This is a genomic window from Vibrio sp. 10N.261.55.A7, assembly GCF_002877365.1.
In the GTDB taxonomy this organism is placed as follows: domain Bacteria; phylum Pseudomonadota; class Gammaproteobacteria; order Enterobacterales; family Vibrionaceae; genus Vibrio.
Genome location: NZ_MCWZ01000028.1, coordinates 32,170 through 56,391 on the forward strand (window position 1 = coordinate 32,170; position 24,222 = coordinate 56,391).

A 24,222-nucleotide genomic window follows, 5' to 3' on the forward strand; every position below is an offset into this window, starting at 1 on the left:
ATTTCCGCTTGGGCTGCAACAGAAGACAGCACTTCTATATTTAACTCACTACTGACGCTTTTAGTAGGCAAACACAATAATTCGATTCATCAAATTGAGGCGGTTCGTAGAAAGGTGATCGAGTTCAAAGTTAAAGTACTATTGGTGACTGTAGTCTCTTAGGTACTGTCATTTTTAAAGATAGCGGTTAAAGGAGATCATAATGGCGTTTCGTGTCGATATTGTTTCAGATGTGGTCTGCCCCTGGTGTGTCATTGGCTATTTACGTCTAGAACGTGTCATCGACCGATTGTCGTTAAAAGAACCTGTCGAGATACACTGGCACCCATTTGAACTTAACCCCACCATGCCTCAGCAAGGGATGGATTTGTACCAACATACCTTCGAAAAATACGCCGCGACAAGCGACGCGAGTGAACGTGCGCGCTCATCCATGGCTACGCTTGGTAAAGAACTGAATTTCTTTTTCAACTTTTCTACCAGCATGAAGATATACAACACTCGTAAAGCTCACCAGTTACTTATGTGGTCAGCGCAATTTGGTCTTCAGTACAGCCTTAAAATGGCTTTGTTTCGGGCTTATTTTACCCAATCTACAGACGTGAGTTCGATTGAAAATTTACGAGAGATTGCCAGAACCGTTGGGCTAAATCCTGAGGTTGCTACTCAGGTAATGCAAGATGAAACGTGGGAAAATGCTGTTGCGGTAACCGAGCAGCAGTGGGTAGAAGCTGGTATTAACGCCGTACCGGCATTTATCTTTAATCAAAAACAAGTCCTTATCGGTGCACAAACAGAATCCACACTGACTGACGTAATAAGCACAATAAATATGTGATTCAACTCGCGTGTAGTCAATACAACTGCTGACAAACATATTTATAACGAATAATCATTGCTCTCTTATTCTTGCCATCATAAGCTCGGTTAAAATCAATAAGAAACGGTAAAGTAAAGTCATGAAAAGCGCATTTGTATACCCTATTGGTGAACAAGGTAAACCGTGGGGAGAGAAAGAACGGTCTGAATGGAGAGAACAAACTCAGGTTAAACGCGAATACAACGTAGAAGTTGTGCCAAAGATTAAAGATCTGGGTAAAGACTTCGATGTTGAGCAATATGGTTCTTTGTCATACGACCCTGCTCGTTTTCCACTTTATTGTTTAAAAAGCCGCAACTGGACAGAAGATAAGCCAACGATTCTTGTCACTGGTGGTGTACATGGTTACGAGACAAGTGGCGTTCACGGCGCGCTCAAGTTTATTGAAACTCAAGGCAAACTATATAGCCAGTATTTCAATATTGTGGTTGCTCCGTGTGTGAGCCCTTGGGGTTACGAAACCATTAACCGATGGAACCCGAATGCGGTCGATCCTAACCGATCTTTTTACCAAGATTCTCCAGCAGAAGAGTCGGCCAAATTGATGGCGATGGTGAACAGTTTAAACACCGACATATTCATTCATGTTGACTTACACGAAACCACTGACAGCGACGAAACTGAGTTCCGCCCTGCTCTAGCTGCACGTGATGGTAAAGAGTTAATTGAAGGTATGGTACCGGATGGTTTTTACACGGTAGGCGATACAGAAAACCCACAGCCAGAATTTCAGCGTGCGGTGATTGAGTCAGTGAAACAGGTGACGCATATCGCTCCGGCCGATGCCAACAATAAAATCATTGGCTCGGATGTTGTTCAACACGGCGTGATTAACTACCCATTAAAAGAGCTGTCGCTTTGCGGTGGACTCAGTAATTGTCAATTTGGCACGACGACGGAAGTGTACCCAGATAGCCCGAAAGTGACGGATGAAGAATGCAACCACGCTCAAGTTGCGGCGATTATCGGTGCGCTTGATTTTGGTCTCGCATATCTAAACAAGAAGTAACTGGCTATACAGTTGAGAGCACAATGAGTGTAAATTCCTCATGTGCTCTCGTTAAATCGGTTTTACACATCTTTAAGTTGGGTTGGTGATAGACCGGTGGTGTTTTTTACTGCCCGACTCAATTTTGCCGGATCGGAGTAGTTGAGAATGACAGACACCTCTTCAACCGATAGCCCTTGGGCCATGAGCGCTTTGGTTTTTTGCGCTTTTTGTCGGTTTATATAATCTCTGAAGCTGTCATTTTCTTGTATAAATAAACGCTGAATGGTTCGTTCCGATACACCGAATAACGATGATAGATAATCCATTCCGAAATTCTCATGAAGCAAAACCGAATCAGTGACAATTTTCACCTGTTCAAGCTTGTCTAACGAGTTGAGTTTTGAATTGGTCATAGAGTCTTGAGATAGCTCTGCGATGGTATTACCAAAGGGAATGAAGCTTAATTTTTTTCCCGCATTTACAATGCCAGTTACCGTCTGATCAGTCATTACTTTTGTGGGAATAAAATGAGGTTCAAAGTCTAAATATTCAGGCTTCCAACCCTCTTTGTAAGTGCTTATAAAACGACTCTGGAGCGATTGAGGGCTTCTCTCTGGTGAGGAATACTCACTCTCACTTTTGACTAAGGTTACAGTACCCTACTTTTTCATCATCACAGGTGATTGTGACTTTTTCACCAAGTATAACGGGATTATTTAATCTACCGTGTCCTATGAAAGGGTAGTAATACACGGGTTTTCCCCAATTATCTGCGAATCTTTGAATGACAGACTTGTAAATCAATCTCTGTTCATCTGTCGGATCCAGTGGGTAAAATTGACCAAAAACAATCGCATTTACATCTATCTTATTCATGAATAGGATTTGTTGTAGGCTACGGTCTAACTGACGAAAAGAAGTACCGACATCTTCCAACAATAGAACCTTATCGGTAAATTTTGGTTCAAATTTTGTAGCAAAACTAGCTGCAACCAACGTCAGGTTACCTCCTCTCAATTCTCCCGTAACGCCTTTATTGGCGATGTCGTTAAGGGGGATAACATCGTTATAAGAGATTCCAGACTTTAATATATTCGCAATATTTGGTAGTGGCTCCAAATCATTAGTCGATATCGCAATGTCATCTGGGTCTTTCATATCCTTATTGTAACTAGCTACAACAGAGTGTAATGAGTCCCATTTTAGGTATTCGTTGACGAAAGAATGGATTGCGGTTACGTCACTAAAACCAATTAGTACTTTAGGTTTAGCAGACTTCAATCTTTCCACCTCTTTGTAAAGGTAGGGAATTAAGTTAAATCCACCACCACCACCGCGAACAAACCAAATCACTTCGACATCGTCATCTAACAAAGCATTGATAAGGTTTTTTGCTCGAGAATAATCATTGTCAACATAACCCAAATCAGAAACGACTTGATGTAAGTATTGATCCGTTACTTTATAGCCAACCTTTTCTAATTTGCTTTTTATTTTGTCTAATTTCTGTTCGTCATACTGAGTTGACACCGATACAAGGGCAACGTTTTCGAAATTAGATGCATTAGCAAGGAGAGGTAATAAGAGGCATACTAAAAAAATACAAACCTTAATCTTCATAACAATTCCCACATTACTTTACTCTTCATGACAATTCCCACATTACCTTACTCTTCATGGCCATTCCTACATTAGAAGTTTAAATTCTGAACGGGGATAATAAAATTTATATGCACCTGATTTAACTTGATGGCACTTAATCCGCCCCTTGTATCTTGACCAGCCTATGACTCATCCCGCTCTCAGCGGTGACTTAGAAAATTCGATGATTTCAAAAGTGCTGACTGAATTCATGATTGATCTCGCTGCGGCAATGGCCAGGGATGATTATGAAACCCGACGTAAAAGACAGGCACAAGGAATACAGAAAGCTAAGGCTTTAGGTAAATATCAAGGAAGAAAACCAGATCTCCAACTGAGAGAAAATGTGGCGCTTTTACTTAGTGAGGGTAAAAGCTGGTCTCAGATTCAACACCTTTTAGGCTGTAGCCGGTCAACTATCGAAAAGGTCAAAAAATCTGGAGCAGTCTGATAAAGGCTTTACTTTGTAATGAAGAATAAAATGAATTGGATTCCCCTTAAAAATAATGGGTTACGCTCTTATCGTACAATGTTTTCCGAATCGTCAAGTGACCCCTACTACAGCAATCGGAAGTTGTAGTAGATAGGAAAGAAAAGATGATTTCGATGTATGCAAACGCCCAGAACATAGAATGCCAAAGTATATCCAGTGATCTGTCTACTTTGTTCAAAAAACATCCTGATTATTTGGCTTACTATCCTAATCGAAAGTAGCTACCTTGTTGCAATACACTGTTTAAATCTCTGTTCCCTTTCTTTTCTGTCGCATGCTTTTGTTGCATCGTTAATTCTTGGTCGAAGGTAGGTCGCTGAATCTGTCGAAAAATACCAACTGGTACTGGGAATTCTGGATAGCTCAATTGAGCCAAAGAAAACGCATAAATAGAGTCTTGTGTGTCTGTTGAATGTTTGATGGTAGAAGGGTCACCCGCTTTTTTTAGACTGAATCCAAAACCACTGTTTATAAGGGCGTTATTCTTATCTTTGCCAAAAAGTAGCGGCTGTTTGTCTTCCAAATACAATAAGTTTTCTTCTCGATTCGCTGGCGCATTGTATCGGTCGTGTACTTTGTCATTGAATATCACACAATTTTGTAATATCTCGACGACAGCCGTTCCTTTATGTTCAGCCGCTGCCTCAAGCACCATGGCCATATGAGCGGGATCGTTATCTGAAGTGCGGGCCAAAAATGTTGCATCAGCTGACGCTGCAAGTGCCAAGGGGCGTAATGGACGGTCAGGCGATCCAGACGGGCTAGATTTTGAGACCCAACCTTTATCGCTCGTGGGTGAAAACTGCCCTTTCGTCAGACCGTAAACGGCATTGTTAAACAACAATATCTTTATATCCTGGTTACGACGAATGGCGTGTATAAAATGATTACCACCAATACTCAATGCATCACCATCACCGGTGATGACCCACACCTCTAGATTTGGGTTTGTTTCTTTCACGCCAGTGGCAATGGCAGGCGCACGTCCGTGAATGGTGTGGAAACCGTATGTTTCAAGATAGTATGGAAAGCGAGACGAACAACCTATCCCTGAAATGAATACAGTATCTTCTCTCGTACGCCCTGTTTTTGCCAGCATTCCTTGCATAGTTTTAAGTACATTGAAATCACCGCATCCTCGGCACCACTTAACAGAAGAAGATGAAACAAAGTCTTTTCTATTTAATGTTTCAACACTCATAAGATATTGTCCTCAATGTATTGGGTTATCATCTCAGAAACATCCTTTACCTTGAACGGTAAACCGGTTACCTGAGTAGCACTTTGTGCTGGGACAGCAAACTCTGATCGGATGAGTTTTACTAACTGTTTATCATTGAGTTCGAATACAAGGATATGGTTGAATTCAGCGATTATGCTTGCCAAGTTAAGTGGAAATGGATAAATAAATCGTAAGTGGATATGAGCGACTGATTTCCCTTTCTCCCTCAATTGTTTAACTGAGGATGTAACGGATCCAAAAGTACTTCCCCAACTGATCACTAGCAACTGATCGTCACAAGCTCCTGTTATTGACTGCTTTGGTATGAACTCACTAATACCGGCTATTTTTTCGGCTCGCTCGTTTGTCATCGTTTGATGATTCTCTGGATCGTGGCTTGGTTCGCCGGTGACAGATTGTTTTTCCAAACCTCCTATACGGTGTATCTTTCCTTTTGTTCCAGGTGTTACCCACTCACGACTTCTAGTCATAGAGTCTCGTTCATAAGGAAAATACGGTTCTTCTTTCCCACCTTTACTTGAGGTGTGTATAGGGGAGAGAGCAATATCCTCTAAGTTAGGTACTTTCCAAGACTCGGTTCCATTCGCTAAGTAACCATCGCTTAAAAGGATTACGGGAGTCATAAATGTCGTAGCTATGCGACTCGCTTCCAATGCCATATCAAAACAGTCAGCAGACGAAGCCGCGGCTAAAACGGGTATAGGAGAGTCACCATTACGCCCATACATCGCAAATAACAAATCAGACTGTTCTGTTTTAGTCGGTAATCCCGTTGATGGACCACCGCGTTGGACATTGATGACCACCAAAGGCAATTCGGCCATCACTGCAAGGTTCAACGTTTCAGCTTTTAAACACAGCCCAGGGCCAGATGTTGCGGTTATTCCCAACGCACCCGCATAAGATGCGCCTAATGCTGCACAAGCCGCCGCTATTTCGTCCTCTGCTTGGAAGGTTTTAACGCCTAAATCTTGGTAGTTTGACAGTGTATGCAATATCTCTGAGGCAGGTGTAATGGGATACGAACCAAGAAACAGAGGACGCTCTAGTTTTTCTGCCGCGCAGATAAACCCAAGTGATAGAGCCTCGTTCCCTGAAATATTCCGGTATAGCCCTTCTTTTTGAGGTGCTGCTTGTATTTGGTAAGTGTCACTGAAGATTTCTGTAGTATCCGCATAATTGTACCCCGCTTGTAGTGCTAACGTATTGGCTTCCAACACTGCTGGTCTACTTGAGAACGTATCGTTCAACCACTCTTCTGTTTCATTTAACGAACGGCTATAAACCCACAGAACAATACCGAGTACGAAGAAATTCTTACTCTGTTTGAGTTGTTTTGAAGGCAAGTCCAACTCGTTTAACGACTGAACCGTTAACTTCGTGAAATTGTCTGCAATCAGTCTGAACTCTGACAAACTACCATCACTCAACGGATCTGATGAATAGCCAGCTAGGGTTATATTCTTTTTAGTAAAGCCATCTAGGTCTGCCAATATCAGCCCACCACTTATCAAATCAACCACTTTACTTTTTAGCGCTGCCGCGTTCATTGCGACTAAAACGCCAAATGCATCGCCAGCGGTATGAATCTCACCAGACGAAAATTGTAATTGAAACGCTGAAACGCCAGATACTGTGCCAGCAGGCGCTCTGATCTCGGCAGGGTAATCAGGCAAAGTAACAACATCATTCCCAAAAACAGATGCATTACTTGCAAAACGACTTCCCGCTAGCTGAATCCCATCTCCTGAATCTCCAGCGAAACAGAGCACTTCGTGCCCACGTTGATTAACGATCATTTACGCCCCTAAAAAGTAACAAATGTCTTCTGTCTAATCTAAGCTTTCAAATCTCTAATAATCAGAGAGCTAGCAATAGTTTTAGCCATCATAGTTAGGATTAGTGGGTGTTGAAATAGTCGTTCGGTCACTTTACTATTGAAGATTATTCACCAATTGAAGTCTGAAATGGATAAATTAAATCTATTGCAACTCTTCGTTTCACTTGTCGAAAATGGCAGCTTTGTTGGCGTTGCAAATCAGTCGGGCCAATCCCCTTCGACTGTCAGTAAAGCCATTGCTCGGTTAGAAAAAGACTTAGGCGTTCGGCTTCTACACAGAACGACACGGCAGCTACAATTAACCGAAGCTGGTAGCCATTACCTTCAGACCGCTCGTGACGTTCTTTCACTAATTGACAGTAGTGAGCGAGAATTGGCGCAAAGCTCTCTTTCTCCTTCTGGAACACTGAAAGTCAGTTTGCCTCTATCGTTTGGGAAGCTTTACGTTGTTCCTTTGATTCCCGACTTCTGCGATAAGTATCCAGATATTAATATCGAACTGAGCTTTTCAGATGAATATACAAACATAGTTGATAGCGGAACCGATATAGCAATTCGCAGCGGAAGGCTCGATGACAGTAACTTAATTGCGAGACAGCTGTGCCCTATCGATATGGGCATATTTGCTAGCCCTTCTTACCTAGAACAATTTGGTACGCCAATATCTGCAGAGCAACTCGCTAGCCATCGCTGGATCGTATACCGATTCAGGCAATCAGGTCGCCTACTTGAAATATGCAGCTCAAAAGATGAGGAAATATTTAGTGTCGATCCTGATTATCAAATCATTGTAGATAATGGAGATGCCATGGCAAGGCTTGCCTGCCAAGGAGCTGGACTTGCATTTATGCCCCATTTTATTGCACGAGATCTTGTCCAAAATGGAGAACTAACGCTAATTTCACCGCCCCAGCGTAAATCAGAACAAGCTGTTTATCTGTACTATCTGAGTCGTGACTATATGCCTGCCAAGGTGAGAGTATTTATTGAATACATTGTTGAACAACTAGAAAAACAGGGAGAGACAGCGTACAAGACTTGGATGAGTAATGGCGCAGAGTAATACAGACGTATTCGTTGTTTAACGGTACATCAATAATTTCAAAGTAAGTCTATTTCGTAGTGATAGAAATCGCCTATTGGCAAGCGTAGTGCTATCAATGCACTGGTAGCGTTTAATCAAAGAGGATCTGTGCTTGGTAGCAAGTAGAAAAAGCATAGATTATTTTATTATTTTATTATTTTGCTATCTTCGAGAACTGCTCAATCGAAGATAGCTTGAAATTTTAATGCTCTACATCGCACTGACCTTTGTCCCCCGCCAATGACAAATACGTTCGTTATTGTCAGAAAAACGATTTGTCATCGCTTTGATAAAAAGAGGCAAGATTAAAATGCTACACACATAGGTGTATTGGCGATTGGATCTCGGAACACATTCGCTTTCAAGTCGAAAACACGATTAAGTAGCTGTTCAGTCATGACTTCGTCTGGCGAACCTTCGGTTACTTTGCATCCTCTGTCTAAAACAATCAGATGATCGCAATAACGACATGCTTGGTTAAGATCATGCAACACCACCACGACCGTTTTCCCATTATTATTCATCTGCTGCATCAGGTTCATAAGTTCGACTTGGTGTGACATATCAAGATACGTTGTTGGCTCATCAAGCAGCACTATATCTGTATCTTGTGCGATAACCATCGCGATCCAAGCTCTTTGCCGTTGACCACCAGATAAAGATTCAACGGGTTTATCGGCATAGGCGAGTATACCAGTATCTTGCATTGCTTGTTCGACAATGTTTTTGTCTTCTTGCCCCAACCGTCCCCAATGTGACACATAAGGAGAGCGACCGTATTCAACTAGCTTTCTTACCGTGATGCCTTCCGGGTTAACTAGGATTTGAGGTAACAGAGACAACGAACGTGCAAGTGTTTTGTCGCCATAATTTGACAGTGGTTTCCCTTTAAATAATACCTTACCAGATGAGGGTTTGTTGATTCTGACAAGCGTTTTTAACAGCGTGGATTTGCCACATCCATTTGGCCCAATTAGCGCCGTTATTTTCCCTTTGGGAATTGACACAGACAGGTTTGGTATGATTGTTTGTTTACCATACGCTACGGAAAGGTTTTGTGTTTGAAGCATGGTTACCAACCTCGATAACGATAAAGAAGGAAAATGAAATAGGGCGCGCCGATAACAGAAGTAAGCACCCCGGCGGGTAACTCGATAGGGGGTTGTAGACCTCTAGCCAGCGCGTCGGCACAGGTCACCAAGATAGCACCGAGTATCGCCGCCGATGGAATCAGCAACTTATGATTATGACCGAACAACAAACGAGCCAAGTGCGGCGCCAATAGACCAACAAAACTAATGGTTCCAGCCACTGAAACACTGATGCTAGCCAGTAATACTGAGGCAAGTAATGCGAAAATTTGAATCTGTTTTGGCTTAGTGCCTAGAGTTGTTGCGCTTTCTTCGCCGAGCCCTAATACATCTAAACGCCACGCAAGCCAAAATGCTACGGGTAGCAATATAAGTAATGAACACCAAATAAGTGGCACTTGATCCCAGTTTCGCCCCCATAAGCTGCCCGTTAACCAAACCATGGCCGTGTTTATTTCGATAGGATTTGTCACAAGCAAAAAGTCGATACCGCTGGCTAAAAATGCACTCACAGCGATACCAATTAGCGCCAATTTCGCTGGTGTTGGTTTTGACCACCATGCGAGTAATGAAATCAATCCGGCTGCGAATAATCCTCCCAACATAGCAGCTAACGGGAGGATAGAAACGGGTGCGTTAGGAAATAAAACCAAGCTTGTTGTTGCGGCTAGCCCTGCTCCAGCGCTGATTCCCATAAGGTCAGGAGACGCGAGTGGATTTCGAATTACCCCTTGGACTAAAATGCCAGAAAGCCCTAACCCTGCCCCAACGCTAATGGCGAGTAACATTCGCGGTAACCGATACTGATAAACAATAAAATCGTCGCTGGAGAACGCGATGAGGTGCGAGATTACTTGTGATGGAGAAAGCGATGCTGCGCCAACAAACAGTCCGGTTGATGAGACGGTTGCTAGTACTCCAAATAACATGAACATCTTTAGATGAGGATGCATCACGATCTCCTCGTTGCAATTAGAATAAAGCAAGGTGTACCGAGTAGCGCTGTAATGACACCAACGGGTGTTTCCGTCGGGAAAGCAATCGCCCTTGATAGCGCATCAGACCACCCTACCAATGCCGCACCTGCCAATGCAGAAATAGGTATGAGTAAATGGTAATTTTGACCAACGATCGGCCTAATCAGATGAGGGACTAACAAACCAACAAAGCCAATAGGCCCAGCGATGGCAACACTGGCGCCAGCCAGCAAGACGATGGTTAACCCACTCACCCATCGAGTCAGCCTTATATTAATTCCTAACCCAACGGCCACTTCTTCACCAAGCGTCAGCAAATTAAGATTTCGTGCCAAGCTCATTGCCAATATTAAACCAACTAGTATCGGCGGCCACAGCTGTTCCCACTGTTCTGCGTCGACACTTGAAAGAGATCCAGTAAGCCATTGGAGTACACTGTACGCCATGTCATCGGCGAGGATCAACGCGGCGCGTGTCAAACCAATAAGTAATGCGCTTATCGCGATACCAGCAAGAACCAAACGAAGAGGATGAGAACGCTCAGAAAAAAATCCGCCAAGAAGCATCACAGCCATTCCGCTAAGCATCGCGCCAATAACGGCATTGAGTATTGGATTTATCGCACTGACCAGAGGCACGCCAACCGCGGCTAACGCCATAAAGCAGGAAGCACCAGCGTTAATGCCAAGTATAGAAGGAGACGCCAGTGGATTTCTTGTTAGCCCTTGCATTAGTACGCCAGATACCGCCAAACTTGCGCCAATAAGTAGCCCAGAATACGCTCTTGGTGCTCTTAACGTCGCGAGTATTTGATGGTTCATGTTCGTTTCATCAAAAGAAAACCAGTATTGAAACAAGTCATTGAACGTTATCGTAAAGTTTGACCAACCCAGCATGGAGGCCATGTAGCCGGACATTGTTAAACTCGACACCAACGTTATAAACAACACAACCCGCCAATGAATCAAAGGCAGGCAGTGTTTGTTTTTTGAGAGCAACAAAGTGCTCATGATGGATCTATGATCTTCTCAAGGTTCTCGGCCATTTGCTCGGCGGCTAACATTCCTCGATTGAGCGACCAAAGTTCAGGAGATACGTCCACAATTTGTTCTTGTTTTGCCGATGTTAGCGCATTAAATAACGGGGTTTCTTGCCAGTTATTGATTACGTTTGGATCGGAGTAAGCGCCAAGAAGTAACCAGTCTGGATTGGTCTTTAAAAGATACTCAAAACTCGTAGGTAGGTACGCTTTCTCTGTGGGTTCCTCTATCGGGCTCGCAATTCCTAGTGTGGTCAGTACACCACCAGCATAAGAAGCAGGGCTATGTAACCACATGCCTTTGTCTGTCACAACGGCGAACTGAACGGTTTGCTTGATCGAAAAATGGCTCTTAAATTCAGACATAACGGCCTGATGTTTTTTTATACGTTTCTCCATGGCGGACTGTTGGTTTACAGCAATACCAATTTTAAGAGAAGACTGTAAGTTCTCTTGATACGTTTCCCCGCGACTTTTCAGCAGTAACGTCGGCGCTATTCGTTGAAGATCCTCGTAGACCGTACGATGGCGTTCTGCATCAGCGATGATCAGATCGGGCTTGAGTACCGCAATGGCTTCTAGACTAGGTTGAGAACGCATACCGACGGACTCCCAGGGCTGAACGAGTTCTCGTACCGCAGGGATCACTCGTGTGGCATCGTTATCGTCTGCAACCCCCACTGGTGAAACACCAACGGCAGCTAATGCGTCCACGAACGAAAACTCCAATACGACGATACGCTGGGGCGTGGTAGAAATTTCAAACTGCCCCTGTTCATCTTGTATCGTTCTTGTTTGGGCTGAGAGCGAGAAAGAAACGAGACCAAGCGCGAATATGGCAAGGGTGGTGGCGAATCTGTTCGTTAACAGTGCTCGACAAAGGTTATTCATCATTATATTCCTTCAAAATAAAACGGTTCGCTGTCACCAACGACCATTGGTGACAGGTTTTGTTGCATAATTTCAGTTGCTTGAGCGTTAAAATTGATAATTAAGATCCAACGTGTACGAGCGCCCAGGCGCTGGATAACGCCCAACTGGGCTAGTATCGATACCGCGGAAGTAATATTCCTCGTTGAGAAGGTTATTTACCGCTACGTTCATGCGTAACTTGCTCTTCTCATCCTTATACAGGTCAGTCCCTAGATTAAAGTTCCAAACCATGTAGGCAGGGACTTTCCCTTTTGCCCCAGTTGCATCCTCTTCACTGGTGTTCGCATTGTCAGAAAATGAATCACTAAAATAGTAACCAGACAATGTGGTGTCTAAGCCCGTAAACGCGTAGGTCGCGTCCCAACTCAGCTGATGCTCAGAAGTGTAAGGAAGCTGATTACCCTTGTTGTCGCCTTCTTCTTCTATGGTTGCATCTAAGTAGTTATAACCAGCCCCCAAGCTCAATGCCTGGAGGGCTTGCGGAACATAACGCGCCGATAGTTCAATCCCCTGATGCAGTGTCTTCCCTATATTTTCGAAGGTTTGTGTTGCACTTTGCCATTGAAGTTGGTCTTTAAAATCAATGCGATAGAGAGCGGCGTTAAAACTCGTTGTTTCTTGGGTGTAACGTGCGCCCAACTCGTAGTTCCATGCAAGCTCACTGCCCTCTTCACCTAAGCCTCGAATGTAAGCGATTTGTGGTGCACGCAAAGATTTCTGTGCGTTGGTGTAACCGACCCATTGCTCTGTTACGTGGTACGCTACGGTTAACCCTGGCAACCATTCTGTTACTTTATTGTCCGTCTTCTGCGACTTACCCAGGTCGTCAAATGTCATATCGATGGATTCATAACGTAAACCAGGCGTTAGCTTTAACACGTCATTAAACAGTCCGATTTCATTACTGATGTACCCAGCAAACGCATTGGTATCTAAATGCCAATCACGAGGCGTTTTTGTTTCTCCGCCTGCTATTTGTGTTTGAGTCAATTTGTAGTCTATGTCCTCATTCACATAACGAGCACCGACGATCCAGTTCTGTGTAACGGACTTTCCTTCACCAAAATACATGGCTAACTTAGGCTCAATGCCATAAACAGTAAACTCTCGTGGTGAAGTACGAACATCCGTTGAGGCGATTGATGGATCCGCCCAATGACCGTCACCAGAATTGAAGCCCCATTGGAAGAAACGCTCTGAACGATGACCAAATGTCAGCACTTCGAATTCTGAGCTGTCGGCTATATTCAAATCTTGGATATATTTCAAGCTCCAGCGTGTCGACGTCCCTTGATATTCGTCATAAGGTCGTTTTGATTGAGACCGATCATTCTCATAGTCTTGGGGAGACAAAGCACCAGGCATTTGCGTGTTGGCATCATAACGTTGAACGAACGCTTGTAATTCTTGAGTTTCGCTCATTAGCCATTGAGTCTTAACCTGAAAGTTTTTCACATCGGTATCTGAGTGTTCTCGGAAACTTTCACCTTTTAAGAAGTTACCCTCTAACTGAAGTGCAAACGTATCGGTTAACCACCCACCTGTGCGCAAGTAGAAATCGTTAAGTGGAGAGTTACCCTCTTCAAATACAGTAAAGCGATTACTGATTTCTGTTTGCCAAGCGTTGGGGATTGGCTTTGTGACTAAGTTAATGACACCACCTACGTTGTTTGGACCATACTGCACGGCAGCGCCGCCTCGAACGATGTCAATTCGGTCAAGCATGGATAGCGTAGCGGGAAAAATGGATTGCCCTGTGTGGCCATAAGGTGCAAGTGTAAGCGGTACACCGTCCATTAGAAATTGCGCATGGCCACTGCGGCTTGCTTTTAAACCCCTGACTGAGATGTTAGGTAATACGCCAGTGCCCGTTTCGTCTTGTACCTTAATACCAGGCACGCTTTGAAAGGCTGAATCGATTGAAAGAGCGCCCGTTTTCTTTATTTGTTCGTTAGTGAGAACTGTACGTGCGCCAGGGTATTCTTTAACGTCGTCCACTTCTGAACGACCAATTAAGCTAGCAGTAACAACGACCGTTTCCATCGTCGTTGTTTGATGCTCATCGGAAGCGAATGTATTGAAGGAGGTCACTGAAGCGATTGCTGTAGCAAGTAGACTTAAGCGTAAGTGCGCATGTTTCAGTATCTGCGTTTGATGTTTACCATCCAAATTCTGGTAGAGCATGAGAAGTCCTATAAAGGTATACAGTGAGCAACATTTGTCTTGTTACTTTGTTCTTGTGGGATAGATGGCCTCGTTAAGAGGCCAGTAATTCACATTTATTGAGTGAATGATTCCAAAATCTTAGAGTTGGTATCCGTAGCTAAGCATGAATTCTGCAGGCGCTCCGTAACCAATTTGGTTTAAACCAGATTTGCCATTCGTTGCGCCTAGAATGTATTTCTCATTCAGTACGTTGTAGGCATTGGCTTGGATTTTGTGACGACCTGTCGTGTACGCTGCCATCAAATCAACGGTGGTGTAATCGCCAAGCGCGACAGCTTCATCATTACCCGAGTAACGGTCTCCGACATATTTCACACCGCCACCCAAACGCCAGTTATCGTCGAACTGGTAAGTGCTCCAAAGTGAGAATAAGTGATCAGACACATCATTCGGTTTCTTACCTGTCTCTTTGTCTTTAGCGTCTAAGTAGCTATACCCAATAGAGATATCCCATTCTTTTGTAAACTGCCCGCGAGCTTCCAGTTCAATCCCCTCATGGCGAGCTTCAATCTTGTTTATTACATCACCATCTGTATTGGTTTCAGGCTGCTCTTGATCGATTTGGAAGATGGCCGCATTAAGCATCAATGCGTTATCCAACAAGTATGCTTTAGCGCCAATCTCTTTCAGGTCAGTATGGAAAAACTCAGCCAATTTCGGATTGATATAAATACCCGAATAAGGCAACTGCCAAGAACGAGCAAGGCTGGCATAGACCGACATATCTTCGTTAAGGCGGTAAACAAGACCTGTTCTGTAACTGACTTTGTTGTCGTCTAAGTTCTCTTTGTCTGCCCCTGTTTTTTGCTGTTCAAGTTTCATTGAGTCGTAACGTACGTTACCTATCAAAGAAAGATCACCCAAGGTGTAGACATCTTGAATGTAGATGCCAGCCGTTGTTGTGGTGTTGTCTCGAAACGGTTTAAAGCCGGGATCAGGCGTTGGGGCTGCGACAGGATCATAGATATTTTTTGCGGGTATTGTTTTGTCACCCGCCAACGTTAAGTCGATATTGATTTGATTGTAATCAGCACCGATTAGCATTTGATTCGATGCCGTTTCCCAAACTAACTCAGATTGTAATGTCGTTGTGGTTCTAGGGTCGTAACCGAAGTTGTTCACCGTTTGTGAAACTTCATCGCCAGTCACCGTCCCTTGTCGAGTTCCCTTCTGTTCAAGTTCAATATGGGTGTAAGCGGCACGGTTAGTCCAACTCCATTGTTCGTTCAATAGCCACTCGTAATTGACACCGAGTCTGACGCTATCCGACTTTTGATAATCGTTCGTACCACCGTAGAAAGTGGCTTCTGATACATCAACAGGCTGTCCATTTTTTGATGGAACACCACGGTATGGCACCAATTCTTGATGGGCGTATTCAACATCAAAGTCGATAGTATGCCCGTCGGCAGGCAAGACACGAATTGTAGGTGCAATGAAGAAATCATTCGAATCGATATGGTTTACATAGGAATCGGCTTGGCGATATTCCAAGTTAATCCGGCCATTCACATTTTCGGAAAACGACATTGAGCTGTCGATCTGGCCTACATATTGACTGTTACTGCCTACACTGCCGCTGACATGTGTAAAATCATCACCGTTAGCACGCTTGGTCACCAGGTTAATGATCCCACCTGCTGAACCTCGGCCATACAGTGCGCCTGCGGGACCTTTAACCACCTCTACACGTTCGATATTGGCCAAACTTCGGTAAGATTGCAGCGTACCATCGTCACGCATACCATCGCGGTACATGTCGTTAAGTGAGTCAAAACCACGAATAACAAATTGGTCTCGGCTTCCTTCGCCAAGAGTATTGTTAACACCTGCAACCCCATCAAGTGCGTCGACTAAGCGAACAGCTCCACGATCTTGCATTTCAGTTTTCGTCACAACTGACACCGACTGCGGCACATCGAGCCATTCAACGTCGGTCTTTGTACCTGACTGCGGCATATACTCGGCATATCCCTCGTACTGATACCCAACAACTTGCATTGTTTCGTTTACCGCTGTTTGTTCTGCAGCCGTTGCATTTGATGCACTTGCTACGGCAGTTAATACACCTCCAATAGCGAATGCGAGGGGCGATAGTGTTAATCTCATGTTCTATTCCTAATTCCGTTTTAGTTTATAAATTCACCTTGACGCGAATAAGAACAAATATCATTTGTATTTGCAATATAAATTTTATGTTCTATATTAGCCTGCCCTATGCAACAAATATAATAATAAAATAGTCAATAACAATAATTATAAAAATACCAATTAAAACAAAGCTATAAGTGCACTTTGCTCTAATTTCTCGACAGAGATTACTTGGAGAACGCTTGTGAGCAGGAATTACAACGTTTGGAAAACTAGGAAAGTCCCATGAAATCTACCATTATCATCGTCAGTCATGTTGTTAGTGATTCAGTCACCCATGGTTTCGTGCCCACCGCCAAAGCGATGGGTCATAACGTCATTTTGATCACGGACCAAAAGCTCAATCATCTAAAGGTAGCCAGTGATGACGCACTCTTTAACCCAGATACAATTCTTGAATGTGATGTCTTTAACCCCCTTTCGCTAATAGAGGCCATCACAGAACAAGATTTAAAACCTCAAGCAGTATTTAGCAATAGCGATCACCTACAAACTTCGACCGCTATCTGTGCTCAATTCTTTGGCGTCCCAGCGAAAGATTGGACAGTCACACTCAAAGCCAAAGATAAATACTTAACTCGCCAAGTTCTCAATGAAAAATGCTTGCCCAATACGCAGAGCGAGTTGGTAAGTAGAGATACGACTCAATCGTTCGATTTTAGTTTTCCTGTCGTTGCGAAACCCAAGGAAGGCGTTGCTAGTTTAGATGTGCAGCGATGCAATTCTAAAACTGAACTCGCTCGCTATTGTGAAGCGTTTTGGCAAAAGCACCCTGCCACTCCTGTATTGGTTGAGTCGTTTTTGCAAGGCCCACTTATCACGGTGGAAACTATTGGTGACCGTGATAATTTGATTGCACTCGGTGGGTTTGATGTAGAACTCTCTGAACCCCCATATTTCATCGAAACGTCGGCAACTTGGAATGGCTCGAACAGCGTGAAATACCGTGAGGAGTGTGTGCGTCAACTACAAGCATTTGGGGTGCGGTTTGGAGTTTGTCATAGCGAGTTCATCATCACTGAGTCTGGTCCTGTACTCGTCGAAATCAACTACCGAAGTATTGGTGATGGCCGAGAGTTTTTACTTAATAATCTCAGTGGCGATAAATGGTTTCGTACTATCTTAAACCTTCATCTAGGTAACGAACTAGACAATAAGTTTTGTATCAATGGTACCGCTCATGTGCATTACATGGTTGCGAAGCAGAGCGGCGTGATTGAAGGCACTTCAACGTCCTTCATCCATCATGATGAAGACATGGTTACACAACAGCAGGTGCTTAAAAGCAGTGGTGATGTTTTTCAACAAAGTTTCTCCAACAAGGACTACTTAGCTCGTATCTCAATTGCTTCCCCTGCAGGACAACCACTCGAACCCGCTCTCAAGAAAGCCATATCAAGCTTTGATCTGATGTCAATCAGTGAGGTAACAGCATGAACGACAATGCTTTGTATCTCACTCAACGTTTGATTGATACCTGTTTACGTGAAGATATGTTTGGATTGATTTCTCAAAGCCAGTTTACGACTCAACTTCCGAATACAATCAACATCTCATCTAATTCTCGAGAACAAATATGGGCTGTGTTATCTCGTTTTGATTTTACGCTTTACCTGCCTGTCACTCCGAGTTGTTACATGCAACGCTGGGTATACGGGCAAGAAAATGGTTCTGTGGGTAATGGTTGGTACACCCAGATAAATGGCGTTGTTGAAGCTCAGCAGCACTATCGTGATTGGATAGAGCTACTGAAAGCGATTGGGCACCAAAGTTCTCATTCATTGTTAGATGGCTATTTGCAAGAACTCGAATGTGCGGAGAAACACAAAGACTTATGTGATAGAGCGTTCTACCAACATTCAGAATCTCTGATGCAGCCGATTTCATCGTTAGACCGTTGGGAGCAAAAACTCTTACGCGCCGATCAAATCGCTTCATACCTGGACCACCCTTATTACCCGACAGCGCGTGCAAAGTTTGGTTTAAGCGACCGCGACGTCGAACAATATGCGCCAGAGTTTGCACAAAGCTTTTCACTTGGTTGGCTCGCGATAGAAAAATCGCTCGTTACGCTAACGAGCCCAAAGCCAGATTGTTGGCCGACGATGAATCAAGTGGGTTTGCCGGAAGACTTTTCCCTGAGTCATGAGCTGTTCCCCACTCATCCGCTAACACTGAGAAGTCTTGAAAGTCTTCCCGATGGCGTTATTGAAGCCCCTCTTTCGTACCTAGATGTCACTCCAACCCTATCGGTACGCACAGTCGTTGTGAATCATGCCCCGCATATTCATATCAAAGTACCGCTAATAATGCGTTCGTTAGGCACCAAAAATATTCGCTTGATCAAACCATCCACTCTTTATGATGGACACTGGTTTGAACGATTATTGACACATTTGGAACAAAGTGATCAAAACTTACATAGTCTGTTTTTCCATTGTAATGAGAAACATGGGGGCCACGTTGGGGATAACAAAACGTTCGCTTACATCGTTCGTGAATACACAATCGATCATTTTCAAGATAAAGCACTAGTACCTGTTGCTGCCTTAGCGAGCCCAATGCCTGATGAACGCTTGTTTTTAGAGCACCTTGCCGAACAGTATTATGATGAAGACACCCTTCAGTGGTTTAACGATTACGTTAACCTTTTGTGCAAAGTACATCTTACGCTGTGGATTCGTTACGGAATCGCTTTAGAGTCGAATCAACAAAACGCCATCATTGCATTCGATCAACAAGGCAAGATGACCTTAGCGATGAAAGATAACGATGCAGCACGTATTTGGCCAGAACGTTTTCAATCGTTTGAGAAACTCTCACCCGTCACATGTGAACAACTTATAGACGAACGGATCATCGTCGACAACGAGCTGGCACTTGGCCAGATGTTTACCACCATTACGTTACAATTGGATATTGCAGCGATTGTGGATGCAATGTCAGCGCAAGGGATAGCCACTTCAGCTTCGTTGTATGCGATTGTCTCTGATAGCCTTTCGGAGCAGCTTAATCAGTTGAACGAACACGGCCTCAACACTGATCTTGCAAATGAACTGTTGTTTGGTTCTCCAAACTTGTACGCGAAGTACTTATTGAGCTCAGGCAGCTTACTATCAAAAGAAGCGTCTGGCGCAAGCGATATCAATAAGTTCTATGGATTGTCGGCACCGAACTTTTTGTTGCTAACAAGCGAACAAGCACAAACTGCTTACCTTGAAAACATCAAGCGTAGCGTGAGTTAAATCATCATGACCAAACTCATTTATTGTGTGTTATTGTGCCACTTTATTGCCGCATTTGCAGCCTTGGGTATGCCTATGTTTTTGCCGATGGTATTGCCAACCATTGGCGCACACATTGGTACGGATTGGGCTGGAGTATTGTTTATTCTCCCCACTTTTTGTACCGCTGTCGCGGCGCGTTTTTGGGGGCAATTTGCAGATCGTTATGGCAGGCGTCGCTCTTTGTTGCGAGCTCAACTCGGGCTTGCAGCAGGCTTCGCACTATGTGGCATAGCCGATAATCTTACAATGTTTGTGTTTGGTCTTATCGTTCAAGGAACCTTTGGCGGCACAATGGCCGCTTCAAACAGCTATTTATCAAGCCAAATCAACGATGCGAAAACGCTCGGTAAATCACTCAATAAGACTCAGCTTTCTGCTCGCCTTGCACTAATCATAGCGCCAATTGGGCTCGGTTGGGGCTTATCGGAAACGGAGCCGTTGAATGCATACCTTTGGTTGTCAGTTTTACCTTTGGTGGCACTAGCGATTACATTAACCCTGCCCGTTGATGAACTTAAGACATCTAAACACTCTGTAAAACGCCAAGCATCTAATAAACAATGCGACGAAACGAAGCCATTGAACACCTTATATTGGGTGTACGGGGCGCAGTTTGGCTTAGCGTTCTCTATCGTGGTGACATTTCCTTATTTCGCGCCATTTCTACAGCAATATGGAATGTCCAATCACGCTTGGATTGGCGTTTTGTACGCCCTACCACATGGTGTCTATTTACTCTTTGCTGGGAAAGTACATTTGTTCTCAGATTGGATTGAACGCCACCAAACACAGCGTACATTGTGGTTAGGCTTCAGCTTGCTTTCACTCAGTGCATTAATGCACCTCACTTCCTTTCAGACGGTGTTAATTATTGCTCGCATTGTGTTTGGCCTTGGCATGGTTTGTTGCTATCACGGCTTACATCAGGCGTTAGCGAATCAAGTCGATCGACATCAAAGCGGTAAAGTATTCTCTCGTTTTGATGCTATGTCTAAATGGGGTGGTGTTGCTGCCGGGCTGAGCGCTTCTTTCATATCAAGTTTTGGCTGGCTTGAGGTTCCTTTCATACTTTCTGCATTGGTCAGTTGCGTAACTGTTGCCACGCTGATCATTCACTCAAAATTTGGAAATCAACATGTTAAACATTCAATTATCTCCGACTGAGAATTTAAACAAAGACAAAGACAGACTGAGATTCAACGAAAAAGCGCTCAACCGTGAAAAAGCGAGCCTGAATACCATTATGGGTGTTGTGAACTGTTATCTACGAGAATATGCGATACCCAATAAGCAAGTGGATTGGTGTTTTAGTTCTTCGTCTCTTCCTCAAACTATAAAAAGAAACTATGGTGCGAATCAGCGCGTGGCTATTCACCTACGTCACCAAAATCAAGCTCAAATGAATAGCTTGATCGTTTTGCCCGTTGAGTACGTCAGTAATTTGGGTAAAGTAAAACTTAGTGATGCGCCGTGGGCCAAAGTGCCTAATGCTGGATGGTGTAAGCTGGACTCAACGAAAACGCTAACGCTTTTACTCAATTACTTAAAACAAGTGCTGAGCATTCCATTTAATCACGAATTGGTCGAGCAAATGGAGAACAGTTTGTTGATCACCGAACAGTTCCTCAACTCAGACGTCTCTCCTCAACATCACAATACGTTTATCGAATCAGAGCAATCGTTAATTTGGGGACACAGTTTCCATCCGACACCGAAGAGTCGTTCAGGAGTCAGCATCGATGATCTGTTAGCATGCTCACCTGAGGTAGGAGCTAAGGTTCCTCTATACTGGTTTGAGGTTAATTCAGCATTATTTGATGTACTCAGTTCAGATAAACGAAATACACCGCAAACGATGCTTGAGAAACTCGCACCGAGCGCAAGCCGCTCTAAAACAATGTTACTTTATCCATGCCACCCTTGGGAAAGTTACACCATTCTGAAAAACCCCGTGGTCCAAAAAGCTATTGAACAAGGCAAAATAATCCCGCATGGTTTAGATGGTGAAAAACTTTTGCCAACTTCGTCGGTACGCACTCTCTATCACCCAGATATGGAATGGTTCGCTAAGTTCTCTATCAATGTACGTTTGACCAATTGTGTACGAAAAAACGCTTGGTATGAGCTCGATAGTGCCGTTCAGCTAACTTCAATTCTGCACCCGATCAAAGAGAGTGAGCAGTTACGTAATCCAGTATTCAAGGTAATGACCGAGCCTTACGCGACTACTTTAAATCTTGAGTCCGTTGCTAATAATCAACATGTCGATGTGATTAAGGCTCGTGAATCATTTGGCATTTTATATCGCCAGAATTTCTCTCTAAGTGAAACCGACATATTACAACCGACTTTAGCAGGAGCGCTTTTTGCTTACGACAGAGACGGAAACAGTTGCATCGCTACTCAACTTAGAAAAAAAGCGAAAGCGACACAAAGCCAATATCAACATGTCGCCACTTTGTGGTTTGAACGTTATTTGCATTGTTTGATACCGGGTATCTTTAACTACTATTTCAAACATGGCGTCGCGTTTGAACCTCATCTACAAAATACATTAATTGGTTTTGAAAAAGGAATGCCATGCTGTGTTTGGATTCGGGACTTAGAAGGCACCAAGTTGCTACGTGAGTTTTGGCCATCAGAAACACTGCAAAATCTGTCTGAGCGTGCACGCCAATCGGTGTATTACACCCGAGAACAGGGCTGGAATCGTATAGGTTATTGCACCTTCATCAACAATATCAGTGAAGCCATTTTCTTTATTGCGGAAGGAAACTCAAAGCTAGAGCAAACATTATGGAACGCATTGAAAGACGCCATTTCTCGCTGGCAGTCAATTAATGGCAAACAACCAGAATTGGTTTCACTCGTTAATGGTGGGTATTTCCCTAGCAAAAACAACTTTACCACCCGTTTAATGCAAAATGCCGATAAAGAATCTGGCTATACCCAGGTCGCTGCACCTTGGGCGACGCAAAGCAATGGAGGTTTACATGACTAATTTACAACAAGTTCCTACCCACATTGAACAAGAAATAAAGAAACTGGCTAAGCAGAAAAATGAACCATTGTGCGCTTATCTTTATGATCTCAGTTCACTTGAGCAACACATTAAGCACATGCGTAACGCGCTACCAAGAAACGTAGAACTATTTTATGCTGCGAAAGCAAACCCATCTGCACCAATACTGCTCACATTAGCACCTTATGTTGATGGCTTTGAAGCTGCGTCAGGTGGGGAGCTTTGTCATTTACACGAGCAACAGCTGGACAAACCCCTTATCTTTGGTGGCCCAGGTAAACTGCCAAGTGAATTGGAACAAGCGATTCAACTCGATGTTGATGCAATTCATGTAGAAAGCCTGACAGAACTGCAACGCATTGGTACTTTGACACAAAAATTCAATAGACCCGCTTCAATCTTCCTGCGCATGAACATCGACATCGGTGACATCACGCTGAGTAAATTAGCCATGGGTGGAAAACCAACGCCGTTTGGTTTGGATGAAATTGATCTCAATGACGCTTTAATGTTTCTACGAGACTTCCCGTTGATTGAACTGAAAGGTTTTCATTTCCATTTAATGTCGCATCAGCTTAACGTTGAACGCCATCTTAAACTCATGAAACGGTATTTCACTGTCGTTAAAGCATGGCAGAAAAAGTTTTCGCTCGGTGAGCTTTCTATCAACCTTGGAGGTGGTGTTGGAATTAATTACCAAGATCCTCAGCAACATTTTCCTTGGATCGTGTTTTGCGAAAAACTCGAACAGCTTATAGTTGAAGAGCAACTAGGAGATTGGAAATTTCGTTTTGAGTGCGGGCGCTACATCTCAGCAGCTTGTGGTTACTACGTTATGGAAGTCTTAGATATTAAGCAAAATCTTGGCGAAAATTTTGTCATTTCCCGTGGTGGTACACATCATTTTCGGACTCCTTCAGCGCAAGATCATGATCATCCATTTGAGATCGTACATAGCGAACAGCCTTCATCTATCTCAAACCCTATTAATCATTCTGCTGCCACTTTGGTCGGTCAGTTATGTACCCCAAAAGATGTGCTCGCTAGAAATCAAAATATTGAACACATCGACATCGGTGACTATCTAGTATTCACTCTGGCAGGCGCTTATGCGTGGAATATATCGCATCAGAACTTCTTGATGCATGAACCCCCTACGTTCCACTATTTCTAATCCGACGTTTTGGTGGAAGTCTTTCAATGACACGTTGTCGGAGGAAATTAGAAAGTAGACTCTAATAAAAGGTGGTTCACCATTGGAGCCACCCTTTTCATCTCTTCCCTTATGGGTAGAAAGTACAAATCTACAACAATCGATTCTTAT

Annotated in this window: 19 protein-coding genes; 9 read left to right on the forward strand and 10 right to left on the reverse strand. The window is 43.7% G+C overall.

Going from position 1 to position 24,222, the window contains the following annotated elements:
- Positions 1-202: 202 nt before the first annotated feature.
- Positions 203-838 (forward strand): DsbA family oxidoreductase, encoded by a 636-nt coding sequence (locus BCU12_RS03310; RefSeq protein WP_102402968.1) that lies wholly within the window; start codon positions 203-205, stop codon positions 836-838.
- A 121-nt stretch (positions 839-959) separates the two neighbouring features.
- On the forward strand, positions 960-1,889 hold the full coding sequence (locus tag BCU12_RS03315) for a M14 family metallocarboxypeptidase (protein ID WP_102402969.1): 930 nt from the start codon (positions 960-962) through the stop codon (positions 1,887-1,889).
- A 62-nt stretch (positions 1,890-1,951) separates the two neighbouring features.
- Here the strand turns inward: BCU12_RS03315 and BCU12_RS03320 are convergent, their stop codons facing one another.
- Together BCU12_RS03320 and BCU12_RS03325 are read right to left on the reverse strand one after the other, a co-directional pair.
- Entirely contained in the window at positions 1,952-2,380 is a 429-nt protein-coding gene (locus BCU12_RS03320; protein WP_102402970.1) for a helix-turn-helix domain-containing protein, read from the reverse strand.
- Positions 2,381-2,504: 124 nt separating this feature from the next.
- A complete protein-coding gene (locus BCU12_RS03325; protein WP_102402971.1) occupies positions 2,505-3,491 on the reverse strand; it encodes an LD-carboxypeptidase in 987 nt (328 codons plus the stop codon).
- Positions 3,492-3,657: 166 nt separating this feature from the next.
- Here BCU12_RS03325 and BCU12_RS03330 point away from each other — a divergent pair, with 166 nt between their 5' ends.
- Positions 3,658-3,963, forward strand: a complete 306-nt coding sequence (locus BCU12_RS03330; RefSeq protein WP_241909735.1) for a helix-turn-helix domain-containing protein — start codon at positions 3,658-3,660, stop codon at positions 3,961-3,963.
- A 244-nt stretch (positions 3,964-4,207) separates the two neighbouring features.
- Here the strand turns inward: BCU12_RS03330 and BCU12_RS03335 are convergent, their stop codons facing one another.
- Entirely contained in the window at positions 4,208-5,206 is a 999-nt protein-coding gene (locus BCU12_RS03335; RefSeq protein ID WP_102402972.1) for a 2-oxoacid:ferredoxin oxidoreductase subunit beta, read from the reverse strand.
- The gene (locus tag BCU12_RS03340; protein ID WP_102402973.1) at positions 5,203-7,047 is read right to left on the reverse strand and encodes a 2-oxoacid:acceptor oxidoreductase subunit alpha; all 1,845 of its coding nucleotides are present in this window, start codon (positions 7,045-7,047) and stop codon (positions 5,203-5,205) included. The genes BCU12_RS03335 and BCU12_RS03340 overlap by 4 nt, the downstream gene beginning before the upstream one ends.
- A gap of 168 nt (positions 7,048-7,215) precedes the next feature.
- Between BCU12_RS03340 and BCU12_RS03345 the strand changes: the two genes are divergently transcribed.
- A complete protein-coding gene (locus BCU12_RS03345) occupies positions 7,216-8,151 on the forward strand; it encodes a LysR family transcriptional regulator (RefSeq protein WP_102402974.1) in 936 nt (311 codons plus the stop codon).
- A gap of 326 nt (positions 8,152-8,477) precedes the next feature.
- Here the strand turns inward: BCU12_RS03345 and fecE are convergent, their stop codons facing one another.
- From fecE to BCU12_RS03375, 6 genes are all read right to left on the reverse strand, one after another.
- The gene (fecE, locus tag BCU12_RS03350; RefSeq protein ID WP_102402975.1) at positions 8,478-9,242 is read right to left on the reverse strand and encodes a Fe(3+) dicitrate ABC transporter ATP-binding protein FecE; all 765 of its coding nucleotides are present in this window, start codon (positions 9,240-9,242) and stop codon (positions 8,478-8,480) included.
- Between the two features lie 2 nt (positions 9,243-9,244).
- On the reverse strand, positions 9,245-10,216 hold the full coding sequence (locus tag BCU12_RS03355) for an iron chelate uptake ABC transporter family permease subunit (protein ID WP_102402976.1): 972 nt from the start codon (positions 10,214-10,216) through the stop codon (positions 9,245-9,247).
- Entirely contained in the window at positions 10,216-11,250 is a 1,035-nt protein-coding gene (locus BCU12_RS03360; RefSeq protein WP_102402977.1) for an iron chelate uptake ABC transporter family permease subunit, read from the reverse strand. Before BCU12_RS03360 ends, BCU12_RS03355 begins: the two co-directional genes overlap by 1 nt.
- Complete coding sequence (locus BCU12_RS03365) at positions 11,247-12,170, reverse strand: Fe(3+) dicitrate ABC transporter substrate-binding protein (protein ID WP_102402978.1); 924 nt, start codon at positions 12,168-12,170, stop codon at positions 11,247-11,249. Before BCU12_RS03365 ends, BCU12_RS03360 begins: the two co-directional genes overlap by 4 nt.
- Before the next feature lie 87 nt (positions 12,171-12,257).
- Complete coding sequence (locus tag BCU12_RS03370; RefSeq protein ID WP_102402979.1) at positions 12,258-14,396, reverse strand: TonB-dependent siderophore receptor; 2,139 nt, start codon at positions 14,394-14,396, stop codon at positions 12,258-12,260.
- Between the two features lie 120 nt (positions 14,397-14,516).
- Positions 14,517-16,547, reverse strand: a complete 2,031-nt coding sequence (locus tag BCU12_RS03375; protein WP_102402980.1) for a TonB-dependent siderophore receptor — start codon at positions 16,545-16,547, stop codon at positions 14,517-14,519.
- 267 nt (positions 16,548-16,814) lie between these two features.
- Between BCU12_RS03375 and BCU12_RS03380 the strand changes: the two genes are divergently transcribed.
- The 5 genes from BCU12_RS03380 to BCU12_RS03400 are packed head-to-tail and all read left to right on the forward strand — an operon-like array spanning position 16,815 to position 24,072.
- The gene (locus BCU12_RS03380) at positions 16,815-18,026 is read left to right on the forward strand and encodes an ATP-grasp domain-containing protein (protein WP_102402981.1); all 1,212 of its coding nucleotides are present in this window, start codon (positions 16,815-16,817) and stop codon (positions 18,024-18,026) included.
- Positions 18,023-19,834 carry an IucA/IucC family protein gene (locus BCU12_RS03385; protein WP_102402982.1) on the forward strand — a complete coding sequence of 604 codons (1,812 nt, stop codon included), beginning with the start codon at positions 18,023-18,025 and terminating at the stop codon, positions 19,832-19,834. Before BCU12_RS03380 ends, BCU12_RS03385 begins: the two co-directional genes overlap by 4 nt.
- Before the next feature lie 6 nt (positions 19,835-19,840).
- On the forward strand, positions 19,841-21,040 hold the full coding sequence (locus tag BCU12_RS03390; protein WP_102402983.1) for an MFS transporter: 1,200 nt from the start codon (positions 19,841-19,843) through the stop codon (positions 21,038-21,040).
- Entirely contained in the window at positions 21,012-22,877 is a 1,866-nt protein-coding gene (locus BCU12_RS03395) for an IucA/IucC family protein (protein ID WP_102402984.1), read from the forward strand. Before BCU12_RS03390 ends, BCU12_RS03395 begins: the two co-directional genes overlap by 29 nt.
- Complete coding sequence (locus tag BCU12_RS03400) at positions 22,870-24,072, forward strand: type III PLP-dependent enzyme (RefSeq protein ID WP_102402985.1); 1,203 nt, start codon at positions 22,870-22,872, stop codon at positions 24,070-24,072. Before BCU12_RS03395 ends, BCU12_RS03400 begins: the two co-directional genes overlap by 8 nt.
- The last annotated feature ends 150 nt before the right edge of the window (positions 24,073-24,222 follow it).

Excerpts from the sequence above, each read along its gene's own strand:
- BCU12_RS03310 (WP_102402968.1), top strand. The coding sequence starts at position 203 with ATGGCGTTTCGTGTCGATATTGTTTCAGATGTGGTCTGCCCCTGGTGT.
- BCU12_RS03315 (WP_102402969.1), top strand. The coding sequence starts at position 960 with ATGAAAAGCGCATTTGTATACCCTATTGGTGAACAAGGTAAACCGTGG.
- BCU12_RS03320 (WP_102402970.1), bottom strand. The coding sequence starts at position 2,380 with ATGACTGATCAGACGGTAACTGGCATTGTAAATGCGGGAAAAAAATTA.
- BCU12_RS03325 (WP_102402971.1), bottom strand. The coding sequence starts at position 3,491 with ATGAAGATTAAGGTTTGTATTTTTTTAGTATGCCTCTTATTACCTCTC.
- BCU12_RS03330 (WP_241909735.1), top strand. The coding sequence starts at position 3,658 with ATGACTCATCCCGCTCTCAGCGGTGACTTAGAAAATTCGATGATTTCA.
- BCU12_RS03335 (WP_102402972.1), bottom strand. The coding sequence starts at position 5,206 with ATGAGTGTTGAAACATTAAATAGAAAAGACTTTGTTTCATCTTCTTCT.
- BCU12_RS03340 (WP_102402973.1), bottom strand. The coding sequence starts at position 7,047 with ATGATCGTTAATCAACGTGGGCACGAAGTGCTCTGTTTCGCTGGAGAT.
- BCU12_RS03345 (WP_102402974.1), top strand. The coding sequence starts at position 7,216 with ATGGATAAATTAAATCTATTGCAACTCTTCGTTTCACTTGTCGAAAAT.
- fecE (WP_102402975.1), bottom strand. The coding sequence starts at position 9,242 with ATGCTTCAAACACAAAACCTTTCCGTAGCGTATGGTAAACAAACAATC.
- BCU12_RS03355 (WP_102402976.1), bottom strand. The coding sequence starts at position 10,216 with ATGCATCCTCATCTAAAGATGTTCATGTTATTTGGAGTACTAGCAACC.
- BCU12_RS03360 (WP_102402977.1), bottom strand. The coding sequence starts at position 11,250 with ATGAGCACTTTGTTGCTCTCAAAAAACAAACACTGCCTGCCTTTGATT.
- BCU12_RS03365 (WP_102402978.1), bottom strand. The coding sequence starts at position 12,170 with ATGAATAACCTTTGTCGAGCACTGTTAACGAACAGATTCGCCACCACC.
- BCU12_RS03370 (WP_102402979.1), bottom strand. The coding sequence starts at position 14,396 with ATGCTCTACCAGAATTTGGATGGTAAACATCAAACGCAGATACTGAAA.
- BCU12_RS03375 (WP_102402980.1), bottom strand. The coding sequence starts at position 16,547 with ATGAGATTAACACTATCGCCCCTCGCATTCGCTATTGGAGGTGTATTA.
- BCU12_RS03380 (WP_102402981.1), top strand. The coding sequence starts at position 16,815 with ATGAAATCTACCATTATCATCGTCAGTCATGTTGTTAGTGATTCAGTC.
- BCU12_RS03385 (WP_102402982.1), top strand. The coding sequence starts at position 18,023 with ATGAACGACAATGCTTTGTATCTCACTCAACGTTTGATTGATACCTGT.
- BCU12_RS03390 (WP_102402983.1), top strand. The coding sequence starts at position 19,841 with ATGACCAAACTCATTTATTGTGTGTTATTGTGCCACTTTATTGCCGCA.
- BCU12_RS03395 (WP_102402984.1), top strand. The coding sequence starts at position 21,012 with ATGTTAAACATTCAATTATCTCCGACTGAGAATTTAAACAAAGACAAA.
- BCU12_RS03400 (WP_102402985.1), top strand. The coding sequence starts at position 22,870 with ATGACTAATTTACAACAAGTTCCTACCCACATTGAACAAGAAATAAAG.